Genomic DNA, 19,180 nt, shown 5'->3' with positions numbered 1-19,180 from the left:
AGTACATCAATGATTGTTTTCCATACATCATCCCTTGATTTACCTTAAATCTAAAAACGCCTATCCGATATAAAGGACAGGCGTTTTTTTCAAGAGGACCCGCAATGTGGATCGCGTCGTTCTGAAAGGTTTTTGCGGGAACAGGTTTATTTTGTTCATTATATCAAAATAACAAATAAAGTTGACGGAATATTGTAATTCAAAGGGCCTTTCTAGGTGAGCAGGAGGATGTAGATATGCAGTTTCGAGCGTTGTCATTAGACAGCAACCGGATTGATGTACAAGGTTTTTACTCTGTGCGTAAAGATTCCACAATCGTCGTGGAGTTAGATCAAAATCTTACCAATAGTTTTGTTCAGGATCATATAAATAAGATCATTCATCGGATTCGTGTACACGCGTTGGATGATCGTCTTTCAGCGGCTGTATTTCGCGGTCCATATCGCTTGCAGGAGCAGCATGGTCTGTTGATTTTTAAATGGGACTCCGTATATTCAGAGCAGGTGTAACTATTATTTTTACATAATAAACGGATTAATGACCCTCCCTTTGTGGTATGTATAAACAAATACGTACCGCATACAGTTGAATCAGTAGGGGGAGGGATAGGATGAATGTCGATCAAGGTCATTTGAGGCAGGGTGTGGAGAATAGACGTTTCAGTCTGGTAACCAAGCTCGAGGCTATGGGCTACACCGAAGATCGTTTGGGGAAGAAGACGACAGAAATGACCCTGACCGAACTGGAGCAGATTTATATTAATGTCTCGGCCCAGACACTTCAAAGTTGAAAGGTGCTATGGATTTTCATAACAAAACCCAGAGGAGTCGCCCTCTGGGTTTTTGTGTGCGTCCTTTTTAACGGGTATAAAGGAAACGCATATTTTTATTGATTAATAATAGAAAGATGCTCCGACAATGATTAAAAGGATAAACAGTACGACGATCAATACAAACGTGCTTCCTCCGTAGTTGTATCCACCGTAGCCACCGCCGTATCCGCAGCCACCATACCAGCTCATAACCTCACCACCTTTTATAATCTATACAACAACCTATGTGGAGAGGTGGGGGGATGGAAGGGCGGATGACTATAAGGATGAATAATTCAAGTTACGAGCTTGCTTTTTCCTCTTTACGGTCCTGGAGTTCGCTTGGGCGAAGCCAGCGTACATTATCTGATTGATTGGCGTATTTCTGCAAGGATGCCTTTATTTCCTGGATATGTTGAGTCATCGTCATAGCGGTCATGTCCAGTTCCATCATCGTCGCCTGCTGTTCCATGATCTTTTCTGATGATCCTTCTGTCCTAGCTGAAAGTTGTTCTGTCAGTTCATAGATCGTATCAAACTTCCTCTGTGTTTCTTCTTTCTCCTTCATGACTTCATTCGAATGCGTTTGGACTTGCAGGGACTGCTGGTTAAGGGTTTGGATATGGTCGAGGACCTCATCGAATATCTGTGTCATCTGATCGGCCTTTTCTTTTCCTTCGTTCAACGACATGGTCTCAGCCTGATAGGACTGTTTTTGATCGGTAATGCTCTCGTTGACTTGATGGATGACGGCTTCAATGGTATTGGCACTCTCTTTCACTTGGGCTGACAGCTTTCGTATTTCATCTGCTACAACCCCAAAGCCTTTCCCGTGTTCCCCGGCCCGTGCTGCTTCTATTGAAGCATTCAAAGCTAATAGATTCGTCTGGTTGGAGATGTACTCGATGGAGCCGAGTGCTTCTGTCACTTTTCTCATTTGGGAAAGAAGCCTTTCGTTAAAACTACCAAACTGGTTGGTTACGCGGATGATTTCGGAAAATACGTCGTTGAATTCATCGACTCTCTCTTTTCCTTCCTTCGACAGAAGAGTGACCTTTTCTGATGTATCAGCAGAAGTCTGAATCGTAGACCCAAGGACTTGAAGCATTTCCTGTACGGTGACCATTTGTTCCCTGAAATCGTTCAAATGCTCCTGTTCAGACTGAATGTCTTGAACCATTGACATCAACTGCTCACTTACAAGTTCAGAAGATTCACTTGTCTGTTGGTTCATCGTATTCAAGTGCTCGCTGTGCGCTTCAACATGGCGGAGTTCTTCGAGAGAATCTTGAATCGCTTGATGGTCAAGGTTTGTTGAAGGTTCTTCCTTATCGAGATCTTCCTCGAGCGATCCTGGTTTCGTTTGGTTCCGTTTCAGCCAAAATAGAGCGGCCAGTGCTACTGTCAGAATCAAAAAGACGGAGATGCTGATAGTTGTGTTGGTATACATCGGTGTGATGAAGCTTGCGATGCCGTACATGAGAACGATTGCCGGATAAAATAATGGATGATAGGTTGTAAATGACTTCATGCAGCGATATTCTTCCTTTCTGGTTGGACTAAGCGTTTCAAACGGAGAGAGAAAGGTACTCCGATTGCATAGACAAGAGAAATTTTAATCAAGTTAAACGGGATGATAACGAAAAGAACGGCCGTAGGAAAATCCGTTGCCAGAGGGTTGAACTTTGTAAACCCTTCGATGTATCGGGCTTCGCCAATTCCCATCAGTCCCATGATGGATGGCAGGATAAAGTAATAATTAAGCACATACATGGCAGACAGGAACAAGAGCACAGATATCAAGTAGCTTCCAATGTGAAGACGCTTTTGTACGTAATAGAATGCTCCGATTAATCCTACGATCAAAGAGCCGGATAAAAAGTTTGCGATCTGTCCGACCGGAAGTCCTACATAACTGCCATGTGATATGTAATCAACGATATTTTTCAGGAATTGAATCAGGATACCGGCGGCCGGTCCAAGGGTGATCGCCCCGACTAGTGCTGGAACATCACTGATGTCCAATGTAAGAAAAGGTGGAAAGAATGGAATCGGAAACTTGAAGTAATAAAGAATGATGCTGATTGCAGAAAGGATTCCGATGGTTGTCATGCGTTGTAGTTTTGTCAGATGGTTCATTTGTTCATCTCCCTAACAATGAAAATAGAGGGGAGGCAGGCTCCCCTCGCAAAAGGCTAAGCGAGTTCAGTCGTTTTCTTTGTATGTTCAGCAAGCAGGCTTGCCGCGTGAGATACTACTTTAGGGTTCGAAGACTTCGCGCCTTTGAAATTACGACCTTCCTCGACTTCATGGACGCCGAAACCATCAAGGTCATAAGCGACCATCATCGATTTGAAGTTCGGAGCGTCAATGACGAGGAACCATTCTCTCACTAATTCGCTGGTTGTAGGAAGGTCGATGTAATTTATGCCGTCATCCTTAGTGACTCCCACATCATCTACACCGAAAATATGAACATTCGAATATTCCGTCATAGCTTGAAAGCGTTCAATGACATTCTCGGCTCTTGAAAGCTTCTGAAATCCCGCATATACATTCCCCTTCAATTTCTTCGTTAGAACCAAGTTCTCCATCATCAAACACATATACTCGAGCTGCGGCACCTTGGATTCAAATTTAATCGATCCTGCCTGTAACTGGGAAAGGCTCGCATTTCCGAGGTCATGTGTTTCTCCTTCGACTGCACCAAAACATTCTTTAAACAACGATAGATCTTTCATTTCCATAGTAAGTATCCTCCTAGTAAAAATTAAGTATTTTCCATGTAATTGCTCCTGGACATCAGGCAAATCATAGAACTTTCGATGTAAACCCTTTACCCTAGGGAGCATTTACTAAACTTTATATCGGGATAATTTTTTAATTATTTAATTCACTAAAGTTCAAGCCCGTCTCGGCGCGATTTTGAGATAAAAAAGAAAAAAATAACAAGGTAATTTTCAGGAAAATGCCTTGTCTCTCAAGCGTGTAAGCGCTTCATAAATTGATGGAATAATTCGATTGTTCAGAAAATTTATGAAAAAGCTGTTGACCTTCAAATAGAATGGGTTTAAAGTAGTCAACAATCAACTACACCGAACGCAAGCAAATGCGGCTGGTTGATTCATGTAAGACCACCCTGAACCCGGCGCGTGAGAGTGCATGCTTGCGTGTCAGGGTTCACTATAAATAACTAATACTTATAAAAGAAAGGAGTGCTGAGGATGAGCAGCCAATGGATTTATTTAGGCGGAGAATTCGTGAACAAAAACGAAGCGGTCGTATCTGTTTACGATCATGGTTTCTTATATGGAGATGGGGTGTTCGAAGGAATTCGAGTCTATGAAGGAAACATCTTTAAATTAGACGAACACCTCGATCGCTTATACGATTCAGCTAAATCGATCATGCTTGATATCCCTTATGAAAAGGAGGAGCTTGAATCGGTCATTGCTGAAACGGTCCGAAAAAACCAATTAGAAACCGCCTATATCCGGGTTGTTGTTTCAAGAGGAGCTGGAAACTTAGGGCTTGACCCATCCAGTTGTTCCAACCCGAGAGTGGTTGTCATTGCGGAAGCACTCGCTTTATTCCCTAAAGAACTATATGAACGAGGCGTAAGACTTGCTTCGGTGTCGAGCAGAAGAAATCGTCCGGATGTATTACCACCACAAGTGAAGTCGCTCAACTATCTAAATAACATTTTAGTTAAGATGGAAGCCAATCAGGCTGGTGTTGATGAAGCTTTGATGCTGAACGATCAAGGTTATGTCACAGAAGGATCTGCTGATAACATTTTCATAGTTAAGAAAGGAACGATTTACACACCGCCAACGTATCTAGGAGCACTCGAAGGTATTACAAGGAATGCCATCATCGACCTCGCAAAAGAGAAAGGCTATGAAGTGAAAGAACAGCCATTCACAAGACACGATGTTTACGTTGCGGATGAAGTGTTCCTGACGGGGACAGCTGCTGAAGTCATTGCTGTCGTAGAAGTCGACCAAAGGCAGATTGGAAATGGATCACCAGGAGTGATTACGAACCATCTTCTATCTGAGTTTAGAAAAGTAACGACGACTGATGGATATAAAGTTTACGAAAAAGATCAAGCACACGTTAGTTAAACCTTGAAAATAAAATTCATGTAACACGATGAAAGGAATAAAGGAACAGGTACTCTTATTCACAGAGAGCCGGGGTTGCTGGAAGCCCGGAAATGAGAGCTGTTCTGACATCGTCCTTGAGTGTCCTTGCTGAACGGTAAGTAGGCAGGACCAGGTGTTTCGTCGCACCTGTTATCAAAAGGGATTGAATTCAATCCCATGAGGTGAAGCTTTAAGGCTTCATGAACGAGGGTGGTACCGTGAAAAACAGAGACCTTTTCACCCCTCTTCTTTCCCTGTAGAAATCTGTTGTCAGGGAGGTTGAGTGGATGAGAAGGTCTTTTTTTATAACTAAATTTAGGAGGGATGAAAGTGAAGGCTGGGGCAAGTGTTAAGGAACAGACAACTGTTCAAACAGGAGCTGACTTGTTAGTTCATGCGTTGATCGATCAAGGAGTAGATACTTTATTTGGATATCCTGGAGGGGCCGTCTTACCGATTTATGATGCGATTTATAGAGCAAAAGGGAGTTTTGACCACATACTTCCTCGTCACGAGCAAGGAGCGATTCACGCGGCAGAGGGGTATGCGAGAGTTTCGAAACGTCCCGGAGTTGTCATTGGAACTTCCGGCCCTGGCGCCACGAACTTAGTGACAGGCATTGCTGATGCGATGATGGATTCCATCCCGCTGGTTATCTTTACAGGGCAGGTTGCAAAAGGTGTTATTGGAACGGATGCCTTTCAAGAATCCGACATTATGGGGATCACAACACCAATTACAAAGCATAACTATCAAGTTCAGGACTTGGAAGAGCTTCCAAGGGTCGTAAAAGAAGCCTTCCATATCGCAACAACAGGTCGACCTGGACCCGTAGTAGTAGATATCCCGAAAGATATATCAGCTTCGATTCATAACAAAAAGATTGAGAGCGACTTTCATCTTCCAGGGTATCAACCAACAATCAAACCAAATCCTTTGCAGATCAATAAACTGCATGAAGCTTTATTGGAAGCGAAAAAGCCGGTCGTTCTCACAGGATCCGGAATCATTCATTCTGAAGCATCATCAGAACTTATCGAATTCGTACAAAATTATCAGCTGCCTGTAGCGTCTACGTTACTGGGGCTAGGTGCCTATCCCGGAAGCGATGACCTTTTCCTCGGGATGGCAGGAATGCACGGAACATATTCCGCAAACATGGCACTTTACGAATGCGATTTGCTAATCAATATCGGCGCGCGCTTCGACGACCGTCTGACAGGGAATTTAGAGCATTTCGCGCCTCATGCTTCTGTTGCACATATTGATATCGACCCAGCAGAGATCGGTAAGAATGTACCGACTGCCATCCCGATTGTGTCCGATGCCAAAGCAGCCCTGGCTTCGCTGAACGAAAAGAAAGTGTATGTACTGGATCATCAGGACTGGGTGGCGAAGCTTGAAGGAAATAAGAAGGAATTTCCTCTATGGCACGACCAGCCTGAAGAGTCAATCGTTCCACAATGGCTGCTTCAAAAGGTATATGAATATACAAACGGGGAAGCCGTTGTCACAACGGATGTAGGGCAGCACCAAATGTGGGCCGCTCAATACTACTCTTTTGACCGCCCCAACCGCTGGGTTACATCAGGGGGCCTTGGAACGATGGGGTTCGGTTTTCCGGCTGCGATTGGTGCACAACTCGGTGACATGTCATCAACTTCTGTGGCCATCGTAGGAGATGGAGGTTTCCAGATGACGCTTCAAGAGCTGTCCGTTCTCCAGGAACGCAGGCTTCCGGTTAAAGTCATCATTGTGAATAACCAGGCACTTGGCATGGTAAGGCAGTGGCAGGAGAAGTTTTACGAAGAGCGCTACTCTGAATCCATCATCGATGTTCAGCCTGATTTCGTTAAGTTAGCAGAAAGTTATCAAATAGCCGGTTATCGTTTTGATTCCCAAAAAGAGGTTGAGACTAAACTTCCAGAAATCTTGGCAGATGACCAGCCGGCATTGATCGACTGCAGGGTGCTGCAGAAGGAAAATGTTTATCCAATGATTGCCCCTGGAAAAGGGCTGCATGAAATGATCGGGGTGAAACGATGAAGCGAATAGTCACAGCCACCGTACACAACCGAAGTGGTGTTTTGAACCGAGTAACCGGATTGCTTTCCAAACGGCAATTCAACATCGAAAGCATTTCGGTTGGAAGGACGGAAACAGAAGGGGTTTCTAAGATGACCTTCGTTGTGGAGGTCGAAGACAATCGGAAGCTTGAGCAGCTGACGAAACAACTCAACAAACAAATCGATGTTCTGAAAGTATCAGATATCACAGATAAAGCGATCGTAGCAAGGGAATTGGCGATGGTGAAGGTTCTCAGTAACCCACAGATAAGAAGTGAAATTCAAGGCATCATCGAGCCATTCCGAGCTTCTATCATAGATGTAAGCAAAGAAAGTATTACCGTTCAGGTGACAGGAAAGTCAGATAAGGTAGATGCTCTGATCGATCTGCTAAGACCATACGGGATCAAGGAATTGGCCCGAACAGGTCTCACCGCCTTTACGAGAGGGCATCAACCTCAAGTAACAGAATTCAAACCTTACTCACTACTAAAATAAAAGGAGATGTTTCAAAATGACTAAAGTTTACTATCACAATGATATCCAAGACGAGGTACTAGCAAATAAAAAGGTAGCCGTAATCGGTTATGGTTCCCAAGGTCACGCTCACGCACAAAACTTGAAAGAAAGCGGGCATCAAGTTGTTGTCGGATTAAGAAAAGGGAAGTCCTGGGATAAAGCGGAAGAGGATGGACTGGAAGTGAAGTCCGTAGCAGATGCTGTAGCTGAGTCCGATGTTGTGATGGTTCTGCTTCCGGATGAATATCAGCCTTCTGTTTACGAAGAGCAAATCAAGCCGAACTTGAAATCAGGAGCTGCGCTGGCATTTGCGCACGGATTCAACGTTCACTTCAATCAAGTGGTTCCTCCTTCAGACGTAGACGTATTCCTTGTTGCCCCTAAAGGCCCTGGACATCTTGTACGCCGTACATTTGAGGAGGGAGCAGGAGTTCCTGCCTTGATCGGAGTGGAGCAAGACGTAACAGGGGAAGCGAAAGAAGTAGCACTTGCTTACGCCAAAGGAATTGGTGGAGGTCGCGCCGGAGTGCTTGAGACGACATTCCAGGAAGAAACGGAAACGGACTTGTTCGGGGAACAGGCTGTCCTTTGCGGAGGACTTACGAGTCTAGTAAAAGCAGGTTTTGAAACCTTGACAGAAGCAGGCTACCAGCCTGAAGTTGCCTACTTCGAATGTATGCATGAACTGAAGCTGATCGTCGACTTGATGTACGAAGGTGGACTAGAGGGGATGCGCTACTCCATCTCTGATACAGCACAGTGGGGAGACTTTGTTTCTGGTCCACGCGTAGTCAATGAAGATACGAAAGCACGAATGAAAGATGTTCTGACAGATATCCAGACTGGTAAGTTCGCAAAAGGCTGGATCCTGGAAAACCAAGTGAACCGTCCAGAGTTCACAGCGATCAATGCTAGAGAAAACAATCATCAAATCGAGAAGGTGGGTCGTGAGTTAAGAGAATTAATGCCTTTTGTTAAGAAATCTCAATCTAAAGAAAAGGATGTGGTCGCACATGGCTCACGTTAATGTCTTTGATACAACGCTTCGGGATGGTGAACAGTCTGCCGGTGTCAACTTGAATCGTCTGGAGAAAATTGAGATTGCGAAACAACTGGAACGATTAGGAGTAGATGTAATGGAAGCAGGTTTTCCTGCTTCCTCCCAAGAGGATTTTGAAGCGGTCAAAGAGATTGCGGATACCATTAGAGGTTGTTCAGTTACAGGACTTGCCCGAGCGCACTACAAGGACATCGACAGGGCTTGGGAAGCTCTTAAAGGCGGAGCAGAGCCTCGAATTCACATTTTCCTTGCAACGTCTCCGATTCACATGACGCACAAGCTGAAGAAGACGCCGGATGAAGTCGTTGAAACGGCCGTGAATACTGTGGCTTATGCAAGAGAGAAGTTTCCGATCGTTCAATGGTCAGCAGAGGATGCCTGCCGGTCTGACCTTGACTTTCTTGTCCACATTATCGAAAAAGTGATTGACGCTGGAGCGAGTGTCATCAATCTGCCGGATACCGTAGGTTACACGACACCTGATGAGTACGGAAGAATGTTCCGCTATGTTAAAGAAAACGTGCCGAATATCGATGGTGTCATCCTATCCGCTCACTGTCATAACGACCTTGGCATGGCCGTATCGAATTCCATGGCAGCGATTGAAAATGGAGCCCGTCAAATCGAAGGGACCATCAATGGTATTGGAGAACGAGCTGGGAATGCAGCCCTAGAAGAGATCGGGGTCGCGCTTGAAATCCGGAAAGACCGCTATGATTATCAAACGAATCTAGTGTTGAAGGAAATCAAGAGAACGAGTGACTTGGTCAGCCGCTTGACCGGGATGATGGTTCCGGGCAACAAAGCGGTCGTCGGCCGAAATGCCTTTGCCCATGAGTCCGGTATTCACCAGGACGGGGTGCTGAAGGAATCGACAACGTACGAAATCATTACACCATCTATGGTTGGGATTGATTCCAATAGAATGGTATTAGGTAAGCACTCTGGACGACACGCCTTTAAAGAAAAAGTCAAAGAGCTAGGCTTTGATCTTAAAGAATCGAAATTGAAAGAGGCGTTCGAATCCTTTAAGAATTTGACTGGGAAGAAGAAGGAAGTAACAGATGATGACTTATTCGCTATTCTGACTGACACTCAAACAGAACACGAGAATCTTCCGAAATACAAACTAAGAGCCTTCCAAGTACAGTACGGAAGCATCAATCGTCCGACCGCTACCATTCTACTTACTCAACCTAACGGGGAAGAGGTAGAAAAAGCGAACACCGGAGAGGGGAGTGTCGAAGCGATCTACAACACGCTGGATGACTTGATTGACGGGGATGTGCACCTGATTGATTACCAGTTAAGTTCCATTGGAAGAGGCCGGGATGCCCTGGCTGAAGTCCATGTTCAACTTACCGTGAATGATCAAAAAGCGTCAGGCCGCGGTTCAGCCCAAGATGTGCTGGAAGCTTCGGCACACGCGTTCTTGAACGCAGTCAACCGGACATTATATACAGAACGCCGGAAAGTGTACGAAAAAGCTCAAGTATAGGAGGGGAATTCGGATGAAAAAACATATTGTTCTTTTACCTGGTGATGGGATTGGTCCTGAAGTAACCAAAGCAGCGAAGCAAGTATTGGAGGCTGTTGCTGGACGTTACCAACATACATTTACATTTGAAAGCCATGACATCGGAGGCGCTGCCATCGATCAGCATGAAACCCCTCTTCCGGAAGATACCGTAGAAGCTTGCAAGAAAGCTGATGGCGTCTTTTTAGGTGCAGTAGGCGGTCCGAAATGGGATCAGCTTCCGGGACATATGCGACCGGAGAAAGGATTGCTTGGCATTCGCAAACAGCTTGGGCTTTTTGCAAACTTAAGACCGGTGCAGGCGTTTCAGCAACTGCTGCACGCCTCACCACTTAAAGAGGAAGTCGTAGCTGGTAGTGACCTTCTCATTGTGCGGGAACTGACTGGAGGGTTGTACTTCGGAGAACCTCGCGAACGTAGAGACAATGGTCAATCTGTTGTCGATACTCTATCTTATAAGCGTTCTGAAATTGAACGGATTGTCGAGAAGGCATTTGAAAGCGCGCAAGTACGCAGAAAGCATGTCACTTCGGTAGATAAGGCCAATGTATTGGAATCCAGCAGAATGTGGAGGGAAGTCGTCGAAGAGAAAAAGGCGGATTACCCCGATGTTGAAGTGGAGCATATGCTGGTTGATGCGGCGGCAATGAGACTCGTGACGAACCCTTCAAGCTTCGATGTGATCGTAACGGAGAATATGTTCGGTGACATTCTGAGCGATGAGGCTTCTGTCCTTACCGGCTCGCTAGGCATGCTGCCATCTGCCAGTGTCAGACAGGATGGAGTTGGGCTATATGAGCCCGTACATGGATCTGCTCCTGATATTGCAGGTGAGAATAAAGCGAATCCACTTGCCTCTATTTTGTCGGTTGCCATGATGTTGAAGCATTCATTCGGAATGCATGAGGAAGCTGAAACGGTCGAAGCGGCCGTTCATGAAGTCCTGCACAGCGGTTTCCACACAGCTGACCTTCAGTTGAAAGACGGAGTAGAAGTAAGTGGAAGTCAAATGGCTTCAAAAGTAATCGAACAAATTAGTGCAAATGATACGACTGAAAATATTATGCGCTGTTACGTGTAGCGGGAAAGGAGCAGAATGATGGGAAAACCAAAGACGATCATTGAAAAGATCTGGAATAAACATATTGTGCACGAAGAGGAAGGGAAGCCGGACCTTCTCTATATCGACCTTCACCTTGTTCACGAAGTCACGTCTCCGCAGGCGTTCGAAGGACTAAGGATGAGTGGTCGGGGTGTACGACGACCGGACCGGACGTATGCAACGATGGACCACAATGTCCCGACTGTGCACCGCAACGTCATTAAAGATGCGGTCTCGAAGAAACAAATGGAAACATTGAAAGAAAACTGTGAGCAATTCGGAATCGACTTAGCTGATATTGATCACCCCGACCAGGGGATCGTCCATGTCATTGGTCCGGAGCTTGGCTTAACGCAGCCTGGTAAAACGATTGTTTGCGGAGACAGCCATACGTCCACGCACGGCGCATTCGGTGCCCTTGCTTTCGGTATCGGAACCAGTGAAGTGGAACATGTTCTCGCCACTCAATCTCTGTGGCAGGCAAAACCTAAAACGATGCAGGTGAAAGTGGAAGGTCAACTCGGGACCGGCGTAACGGCTAAGGATTTAATTTTAGCGATCATCGGAAAATTTGGTGTCCGTTTTGGTACAGGACACGTCATCGAATATACGGGTGATGCGGTTCGTAACCTTTCCATGGAAGAACGAATGACGGTGTGTAACATGTCGATCGAAGCAGGAGCAAGAGCCGGTTTGATCAGTCCAGACGAAACGACGGTCGAGTATCTTCATGGCCGGAGACATGTGCCGAATGGAAATGAGTTCGATGAAGCGGTGGAGGAATGGTTATCCCTCGCTTCAGACGATGGAGCAGAGTACGACCAGACCGTAACGATTCATGCGGACGAGATTGAACCACAGGTTACCTGGGGGACGAATCCATCTCAGTCGGTTCCTGTCGGAGGCTATGTGCCGGATCCTGATCAAGTGGAAGAGGATGCAGATGGTGTTCAAAGAGCTATTGACTACATGGGACTTGAAGCAGGACAGCCGATTCAGTCCATCCCGGTTGAACACGTGTTTATCGGATCGTGTACGAACTCCCGGATGAGCGATTTGCGAAAAGCTGCTGAAATTGTTCAAGGTGGCAAAGTCCATGAAGGGGTAACAGCCATCGTAGTCCCTGGTTCGCAAACTGTGAAACAGCAGGCTGAAGCGGAAGGGTTGGACACCATTTTCCTAACCGCAGGATTCGAATGGCGCGATGCAGGCTGCAGCATGTGCCTCGCCATGAATGATGACATTGTCCCTCCTGGAGAACGTTGTGCTTCTACATCCAACCGTAACTTCGAAGGACGTCAGGGAAGCGGGGCCAGGACACACTTAGTAAGCCCTGAAATGGCAGCTGCGGCAGCCCTTGAAGGACGCTTCGTCGATGTTCGTAAATTCGCGAGTACAGTAGGAGGGTAACGAATGGAACCATTGAAACAGCATAAAGGAATCGTTTACCCGTTAAACAGGGCGAACGTTGACACCGATCAAATCATTCCGAAACAATTTTTGAAACGAATCCAAAGACAAGGGTTCGGGCAGTTTTTATTTTACAACTGGCGCTTTTATGATGATGGCACGAAGCGCGAGGATTTTTCACTCAATGACCCCGCTTATGAAGAGGCGTCAGTCATTGTAGCTGGTGAAAACTTTGGTTGCGGCTCTTCTCGTGAGCACGCGCCGTGGGCGATTCAGGATTTTGGCTTTAAAGTTGTCATCGCTCCGAGCTTTGCGGATATCTTTTATAGCAACTGTTTTAAAAACGGAATCTTACCTATACAATTACCGATTGAAGTTACTGAAACTATGATCAAAGAGGCTGAGAATCATCAGTACGAACTGAAGGTCGATCTTGAAAAGCAAGAGGTGACAGATGGTTCTCAAACAGTCTCTTTTGATATACAACCCTACCATAAGGAAATGCTTCTGAATGGTTGGGATGAAATAGCTGTCACTATGACATACGAAGACAAAATCGACCAGTTCGAACAAAAACAAATCTAAAGGAGTGAAGACGTTGGGGATTTCTTAACGCTAGCCAAAGTAATGGATGCACACAAAACGTTGCAAGGGGTGGTTCACCGAACGCCGCTTGAAACATCCGAGACGCTCAATCAGATGGTTGCGGGTCAGGTGTTTATGAAAATGGAAAACCAGCAGAAAACAGGAGCATTTAAAGTACGGGGTGCCTCGTACAAAGTCTCTCAACTTACAAAAGAAGAGGCAGCGTGCGGGGTGATTGCTGCATCAGCAGGAAATCACGCGCAAGGTGTAGCCCTTGCCGCTTCAAAAAGAGGCGTGATGGCGAAGATCTTCATGCCTGAATCGACGCCGAAGGCAAAAGTCGAAGCGACAGAAGGCTATGGCGCGAGAGTTGTATTAACGGGAGAGTCCTTCCAAGAAGCTTATCACGCTGCTTGTGAGGAACAGAAACGGACAGGAGCAACGTTTGTTCACCCGTTTGATGACCGCGACGTGATGGCTGGACAGGCAACAGTTGCTGTCGAGATGCTCGAACAGCAGCCAGAGCTCGAAACGCTGTACGTTCCGATCGGAGGAGGGGGACTGATCAGTGGAGTCGCATTCGCTGCTAAACAAATCAAGCCTTCCATCCAAGTAATCGGAGTACAGTCGGCTAAAGCACCATCCACTTATAATGCTCTGTATAAGCGAGGACCTGAAAAATTGACATCCGTCTCCACAATCGCTGATGGAATCGCCGTCAAGGAAAAGGGGAAAGTGACTTTCCCGTGTATCCAAAAGTATGTGGACCGGGTCATCACTGTAGAAGAATCCGAGATTGCCAAAGCGATGTTATTCCTGCTTGAACGGGAAAAAACACTCGTTGAAGGAGCTGGAGCGACGGGCTTGGCCGGGCTTTTGCAAGAAAAAGAGTCCCTTTCTGATAAGAAAGCAGGGGTCATTCTCAGTGGAGGGAATATGGATTTAACTCGTATTCCTATGATCCGCAAGCTAGCGAACCCGAAAAAAATGGTGATTGCTTAATAGAAGAGACTGTACCTTACCTGGTGCAGTCTCTTCTTACTGTTATTGAGGGGAACAGCGTTATGAAATCACGCGTGAAACGATGGCGGAACGGTTGGCGGATCAATTCGATGCTTTTGATGAACAGACGTTATTAAATGAACAGCTCGTTTTGTTCCTGGATGAGAATCATCTGAAAATGGAAAACTTCATAGCTGATCATATGGATGATTTTTCAAAACTTGCTCAATCCGAATCGTTTCGTCAATCCGTTCTTAATTCGGAATCCACAACTTAGTTAAGTCGAAGTGACCAAAGGAATGGAATTCGACATCCTGAATCATTGGATGAAACGTCCTTGTTTTGACCGGGTGGTGCTGAAAGATGAGAAGATGGTCTTCACGTATCACCCTTTCAATGTCTTTCATAACCCTGACGCGGTCTGTTGCGTGAGGTTGCTTCTTTAAGGTCCTCAACCGTTCATGTATCCACTGTAGTGTAGATTCCGGGAATAGTCGATGGAAGAAGAGCGTTTCGTTTTGGAAGGCTCCGATGAACGAAAGGTGTGAGTCCAATGAGGACACTTCACCCATAAAAATAAGGTCTGCCTCTTCATCCATGGTCTTGTTATAAAAATCGGAAAGGGAATAGGGAACAAGCGTAATGCGTAATCCGAATCTTTCAGCCCTGCTTTGAAACCACGATGCCTCCGCAGCGGCTCTTGCGAAATCCAAATGATAGAGGGTTAATGCCTCTCCATTGTATCCAGACTCCTTCAGTCCCTCTATAATTTTGTTATCCTCTTTTGGTTGGTGAAACGATCGCTCATGCACGAAACTGCTCGCCTCAACCCATGTCGACCATTCGAGTGCCTCGGCCATTTTATTCATATCGAGCAAATGAAAGACAGCTTCCCTGAATGAAGCGTTCTGTACAATGGTATCCCGGTTGAAATTAAAGGCTAGAAACCTGAAGCCGGTTTCCAGTTCGTGTTTCTCCGTAGGTCTCATCTCGTTTTTTACCCCAGGTGTGAAGTTCATTGTTTCGGCAGCTTCCTGCGATACTTGGTAAAAGTGTACTTCATCTAGTAAGGGCCGCTCCTTGAAATATCTGTCAAAGGCAGATAGAACGAGTTTATGATCGTTTTTTTCCACCAATTGAAACGGTCCTGTCCCAATCCAATCTTTCTCGGTAAACGGAACATCGGCCGGAAGGATGCACAGGTTAGAAGAAGCCAGGTAGCGGATGAAAAAAGGGTTTGGATTGGATAAATAGACAATGACTTTATATCGTCCCACGCATTCGATCTCCGATAGCTCCTGCATGAGCCAGCTGTACGAGGGGGGACCTTCCTTCCCCCTGTATAGAGTAGCTTTCACATCTTCACTCGTCATTTCTTCATTATGGTGAAAGCGGACTCCTTTCCTTAAATAAAAAGTCCATACTCGATCGTTCTCATCTGACTCATAGTGATGGGCAAGAAGCGGCTGGATCGTATCGGTTTCTGCATCGTATTCCACCAGTGTACTTCCTAGTTGTTCAATGATGTGGGATTCGAGAGAAACGGACACTTTCAGAGGATCGATGGTTGTGATGCTTCTGGAAATGAAGGCATGCAGTACATCTTCTGACTGTTGGCTTCCCTTATAGCCGAACATATCTTCAATTTCCTTCGATTTCTTGGCAATCCAAGACTTTGGAATTGGCAGACGAAGCAGTTCAGCGACTTGATCGAGCTGGCCGTTTCTCACGTGGGTTTGAACATGTTGTTCCACTTCCTGTTGAAAAGGATGAAAAAAGGTCAGTTGAGAGGACCTTCCTCGTCCTATTCCAGGCTTGTATTCAAGTAATTCTTGCTGCTGGAGCTTGAGAAGGATTCTTTTGACGTTTTTTCTTGTGCAATGCCAAATTTCTTCTATCTCACTTAGTTTCACGTTCATCGTGAGATTTTCTTCTCGTTCATATAAGTGGGCTCGTAATGTAAAGTAGCGGTCGTTCATGGTCATAACCTCCAAAAAGGGGACATCTTTAATTGGATTGTACCCTTTTTCCTCCTTTTATAAAAGAACATAATAAAAGAGGAAAGGGAGGCGATTATATGTTCAAGTCGTTACATCCAAATATTAAGGTGAGGATTTATACATCATTTTTGAGTCGAGTGGTAGGGGCGGCTGTTTTCCCATTTATGGCGATCTATTTCACCAAGGAGTGGAATGCGTCTGTAGCAGGGCTTCTCGTTTTAGTTCAAGTTGCTATTCAATTCATGACGGGTCTGTACGGCGGGTATTTAAGTGATGTGATCGGCCGGAAGAGGCTGATGGTAACAGGGGAGGCTTTAAAGGTCTTCGCATTTATCGGCATGATGAGTGCGAATTCACCTTGGTTCACATCTGCTTGGATTACATACGCCATGATCCTCCTTGTTGGGATAGCTGGAGGATTAGTGAACCCTGCGGCGGAAGCGATGTTAATTGATGTCAGTTCCAAGGAGACGCGTGCTTTCATGTATGCGGTCAACTATTGGGCAGTGAATCTATCGTTGATGATCGGACTGGTTATTGGGGGATGGTTCTTTGAATCACACCTGTTCGGTTTATTAGTGGGACTGTTATTCATGAGCATCGTGACTTTTGCGATGACCCAGGTTCTCATATTGGAATCTTATGAGAAGAGCGAGGCTGTTCGAGACGAGTATGGCTGGAAGCCTGTTTTGAATAGTTATAAGAAAGTGATCAGGGACACGGCGTTTCTTTCCTTTACAGCCGGCGGCATTGCCATACTAGGTATTGAGTTTCAAAGGAACAACTTCATTGCGGTCAGATTGGAAAAGGAGTTTGTTGAAAGAACGGTTGAGCTGTGGGGCTTCGGGGCCATAGCGATCGATGGACTCAGGCTCATCAGTATTCTTACCATCACCAATACGATTCTTATTGTCCTTCTCACAAGTATCGTCTCCAAGTGGATCAAAGGGAGAAATGAGGAATGGATCATGTATGCAGGGTTTGTGCTTTTCGGTATTGGATATGCCTATACAGCCTTCAGTTCGAATGTAGCTGGATTATTTGCGGCGGTCATCGTTCTGACTATCGGCGAATTGATGTATGTACCGACGAGGCAGTCGATATTGGCGGATCTCGTAGATGATTCGAAGAGAGGCGCGTACATGGCGTTTAACGGCCTTGTTTTTCAACTTGGGAAAATGGTTGGAGCACTTGGCTTAGTGATGGGGGCACAAATTGGAGGGGGAGGCATGGCTGGCTTTTATATCGGCCTTACCATCTGTGGCATTGTGTTCTCTAGAAACTCGATTTCAGGTAAGCGGAGGGTCCGGACTCGTGCACTGGTGAAGCAATCCTGAACCAGTAAGTTAGATTCACATTTTCGTCCTTCACAAGTCCACATCCAACTCCATAATTATGCTATGATGGGAAAAAAACAATGAGGTGGAATACAGTGAACATCCCTTTTATTAAATGTCATGGTTCTGGGAATGACTTTATTCTGATCGACGAAATCGAGCATCCCCTGAACTTTACAGAAAAACAGAGAGAACAGCTTTCCCTTTTGTTATGTAATCGAGAAGAAGGGATTGGGTCGGACGGTATATTGTTTGTTCTTCCCAGTGACCAGGCAGAAGGACAGATGCGAATGTTCAATTCGGATGGTACAGAGGCAGAAATGTGCGGCAATGGGCTCCGTTGTGTAGCAAGACACATGATTGAAAAGACAGGGAATCCTGATATTTCGATTGAAACGAAGGAAGCGGTGCTTGCCGTCAGCCGTGTCGAACCCATTTATCCTGAAATCGATACCTTCTCTGTTGCTATTGAGCCGGTCTCGTTCAGCGTAGACTCCCTTCCTATGAACTTTGCGGAACCTGAAGCCGTCGATGACAACATTCCGCAAATTTCTACTAAACGTACGTTTACGGCTTTAAGTGTTCCCAATCCGCATATCGTAACCATTGTTGATGAGGTCGATCAAGAAGAGCTGCTTGAAGTAGGGCAGCTGGCTAATCAGGTGAAGGACGTGTTTCCGAACGGAGTCAATGTCAGCTTCGTCAAACAACTCGAGAAGAACAAGATTTTCGCTCAGACGTACGAGCGGGGCGTAGGACTTACGAATGCGTGTGGAACCGCAATGTCAGCTTCTTCCCTCGTATCGACCATTCTCGGTTCGAACGACAAAGATACACCGATTGTTGTGATCAATAAAGGCGGACTTGTACATTGCGTCGTAAAAGAGCATGATGGATCTCATTCGATCAGTCTGCAAGGGAACGGGACGAATGTTTATCAAGCTGATGTCGAGGTAAATGAATCTATGGACGGTTACAGCCTGTCAAAAAAGCATTGGTTTGAAGAAGAAAACAAAGCGTACGAACAGCTTCAAACGTATGCAGCACGTCAAATAGGAGGAGATGCTTCATGATTAAAACGTTCGAAGTGAAAACCGATCACCATGATCAGATGATTGACGTAACAAATCAGGTAGAGAGCTGGGTACAGCAAGAAGGAATCGATGAAGGAATGATCGTTGTCACTTCCATGCATACAACAGCAGGACTTACGGTGAATGAAAATGCGGACCCTGATGTAAAGACAGATATGCTGAGGAGATTGAGAGAAGTCTACCCGTGGGATCATCCAGAGGACCGCCATATGGAAGGAAATACAGCTGCCCATATGAAAACGAGTACGGTCGGCCACGCTCAAACATTATTGATTGAGAACGGCCGTTTAGTGCTCGGAACATGGCAGGGTCTCTACTTCTGTGAATTTGATGGTCCCAGAAACCGCCGTTTTAAAGCTAAAATCATGACATAAGCTATTTTTATATATGTCGCTTCGACTTTGCGATTAATCTCAGAACCCCCTGGTCCTCAATAGGACAGGGGGTTTCATCATGCGTTAAGGAAACCGGTTTACTAAAATTGTTTGTTTTTTTCAAAAAAATCATTG

At 45.6% G+C, this 19,180-nt stretch carries 20 protein-coding genes; 15 read left to right on the top strand and 5 right to left on the bottom strand.

Annotation, left to right across the window (positions count from 1 at the left end; all coding sequences use genetic code 11):
* Positions 1 to 236: 236 nt before the first annotated feature.
* Positions 237 to 509 carry a hypothetical protein gene (locus tag LCM20_RS02985; protein ID WP_225193938.1) on the top strand — a complete coding sequence of 91 codons (273 nt, stop codon included), beginning with the start codon at positions 237 to 239 and terminating at the stop codon, positions 507 to 509.
* 101 nt (positions 510 to 610) lie between these two features.
* Complete coding sequence (locus LCM20_RS02980) at positions 611 to 790, top strand: hypothetical protein (RefSeq protein ID WP_225193937.1); 180 nt, start codon at positions 611 to 613, stop codon at positions 788 to 790.
* A 102-nt stretch (positions 791 to 892) separates the two neighbouring features.
* Here LCM20_RS02980 and LCM20_RS02975 read toward each other — a convergent pair whose 3' ends face one another.
* The 4 genes from LCM20_RS02975 to LCM20_RS02960 form a co-directional block, all read right to left on the bottom strand.
* Entirely contained in the window at positions 893 to 1,021 is a 129-nt protein-coding gene (locus tag LCM20_RS02975; RefSeq protein ID WP_225193936.1) for a YjcZ family sporulation protein, read from the bottom strand.
* A gap of 91 nt (positions 1,022 to 1,112) precedes the next feature.
* Positions 1,113 to 2,342: a methyl-accepting chemotaxis protein gene (locus LCM20_RS02970; RefSeq protein ID WP_225193935.1), complete on the bottom strand. Its 1,230-nt coding sequence runs from the start codon at positions 2,340 to 2,342 to the stop codon at positions 1,113 to 1,115.
* On the bottom strand, positions 2,339 to 2,950 hold the full coding sequence (locus LCM20_RS02965; protein WP_225193934.1) for an ECF transporter S component: 612 nt from the start codon (positions 2,948 to 2,950) through the stop codon (positions 2,339 to 2,341). The genes LCM20_RS02970 and LCM20_RS02965 overlap by 4 nt, the downstream gene beginning before the upstream one ends.
* A gap of 56 nt (positions 2,951 to 3,006) precedes the next feature.
* Positions 3,007 to 3,558 carry a DICT sensory domain-containing protein gene (locus LCM20_RS02960; RefSeq protein WP_225193933.1) on the bottom strand — a complete coding sequence of 184 codons (552 nt, stop codon included), beginning with the start codon at positions 3,556 to 3,558 and terminating at the stop codon, positions 3,007 to 3,009.
* Positions 3,559 to 4,035: 477 nt separating this feature from the next.
* On the opposite strand from LCM20_RS02960, the gene ilvE reads away from it, so the two are divergent.
* The 10 genes from ilvE (at position 4,036) to LCM20_RS02910 (ending at position 14,517) form a co-directional block, all read left to right on the top strand.
* Entirely contained in the window at positions 4,036 to 4,938 is a 903-nt protein-coding gene (gene ilvE, locus LCM20_RS02955; protein ID WP_225193932.1) for a branched-chain-amino-acid transaminase, read from the top strand.
* 345 nt (positions 4,939 to 5,283) lie between these two features.
* Complete coding sequence (gene ilvB / locus LCM20_RS02950; RefSeq protein ID WP_225193931.1) at positions 5,284 to 7,005, top strand: biosynthetic-type acetolactate synthase large subunit; 1,722 nt, start codon at positions 5,284 to 5,286, stop codon at positions 7,003 to 7,005.
* Entirely contained in the window at positions 7,002 to 7,523 is a 522-nt protein-coding gene (ilvN, locus tag LCM20_RS02945) for an acetolactate synthase small subunit (protein WP_225193930.1), read from the top strand. The genes ilvB and ilvN overlap by 4 nt, the downstream gene beginning before the upstream one ends.
* 16 nt (positions 7,524 to 7,539) lie before the next feature.
* Positions 7,540 to 8,571 (top strand): ketol-acid reductoisomerase, encoded by a 1,032-nt coding sequence (ilvC, locus tag LCM20_RS02940; protein WP_225193929.1) that lies wholly within the window; start codon positions 7,540 to 7,542, stop codon positions 8,569 to 8,571.
* Positions 8,558 to 10,102, top strand: a complete 1,545-nt coding sequence (locus LCM20_RS02935; RefSeq protein WP_225193928.1) for a 2-isopropylmalate synthase — start codon at positions 8,558 to 8,560, stop codon at positions 10,100 to 10,102. Before ilvC ends, LCM20_RS02935 begins: the two co-directional genes overlap by 14 nt.
* 13 nt (positions 10,103 to 10,115) lie before the next feature.
* Positions 10,116 to 11,222, top strand: coding sequence for a 3-isopropylmalate dehydrogenase (gene leuB, locus LCM20_RS02930; protein WP_225193927.1), 1,107 nt, complete (start codon positions 10,116 to 10,118; stop codon positions 11,220 to 11,222).
* 18 nt (positions 11,223 to 11,240) lie between these two features.
* On the top strand, positions 11,241 to 12,653 hold the full coding sequence (leuC, locus tag LCM20_RS02925) for a 3-isopropylmalate dehydratase large subunit (protein ID WP_225193926.1): 1,413 nt from the start codon (positions 11,241 to 11,243) through the stop codon (positions 12,651 to 12,653).
* A gap of 3 nt (positions 12,654 to 12,656) precedes the next feature.
* Positions 12,657 to 13,238 (top strand): 3-isopropylmalate dehydratase small subunit, encoded by a 582-nt coding sequence (leuD, locus tag LCM20_RS02920; RefSeq protein ID WP_225193925.1) that lies wholly within the window; start codon positions 12,657 to 12,659, stop codon positions 13,236 to 13,238.
* A gap of 42 nt (positions 13,239 to 13,280) precedes the next feature.
* On the top strand, positions 13,281 to 14,240 hold the full coding sequence (gene ilvA, locus LCM20_RS02915) for a threonine ammonia-lyase (protein WP_225193924.1): 960 nt from the start codon (positions 13,281 to 13,283) through the stop codon (positions 14,238 to 14,240).
* A gap of 82 nt (positions 14,241 to 14,322) precedes the next feature.
* On the top strand, positions 14,323 to 14,517 hold the full coding sequence (locus tag LCM20_RS02910) for a hypothetical protein (RefSeq protein ID WP_225193923.1): 195 nt from the start codon (positions 14,323 to 14,325) through the stop codon (positions 14,515 to 14,517).
* On the opposite strand, the gene LCM20_RS02905 is transcribed toward LCM20_RS02910, so the two are convergent.
* Complete coding sequence (locus tag LCM20_RS02905; protein WP_225193922.1) at positions 14,495 to 16,219, bottom strand: ABC transporter substrate-binding protein; 1,725 nt, start codon at positions 16,217 to 16,219, stop codon at positions 14,495 to 14,497. The two genes, LCM20_RS02910 and LCM20_RS02905, sit on opposite strands and share 23 nt — an antisense overlap.
* Before the next feature lie 98 nt (positions 16,220 to 16,317).
* Between LCM20_RS02905 and LCM20_RS02900 the strand changes: the two genes are divergently transcribed.
* From LCM20_RS02900 to LCM20_RS02890, 3 genes are all read left to right on the top strand, one after another.
* Positions 16,318 to 17,577 carry an MDR family MFS transporter gene (locus tag LCM20_RS02900; RefSeq protein WP_225193921.1) on the top strand — a complete coding sequence of 420 codons (1,260 nt, stop codon included), beginning with the start codon at positions 16,318 to 16,320 and terminating at the stop codon, positions 17,575 to 17,577.
* 80 nt (positions 17,578 to 17,657) lie between these two features.
* Positions 17,658 to 18,650, top strand: a complete 993-nt coding sequence (gene dapF, locus LCM20_RS02895) for a diaminopimelate epimerase (RefSeq protein WP_225193920.1) — start codon at positions 17,658 to 17,660, stop codon at positions 18,648 to 18,650.
* A complete protein-coding gene (locus tag LCM20_RS02890; RefSeq protein ID WP_225193919.1) occupies positions 18,647 to 19,045 on the top strand; it encodes a secondary thiamine-phosphate synthase enzyme YjbQ in 399 nt (132 codons plus the stop codon). The genes dapF and LCM20_RS02890 overlap by 4 nt, the downstream gene beginning before the upstream one ends.
* Positions 19,046 to 19,180 lie beyond the last annotated feature (135 nt).

The sequence above is a fragment of the Halobacillus litoralis genome, assembly GCF_020171725.1.
GTDB classification, from domain to species: domain Bacteria; phylum Bacillota; class Bacilli; order Bacillales; family Halobacillaceae; genus Halobacillus; species Halobacillus litoralis_F.
This window is presented reverse-complemented; position numbering and strand designations above follow the sequence as displayed.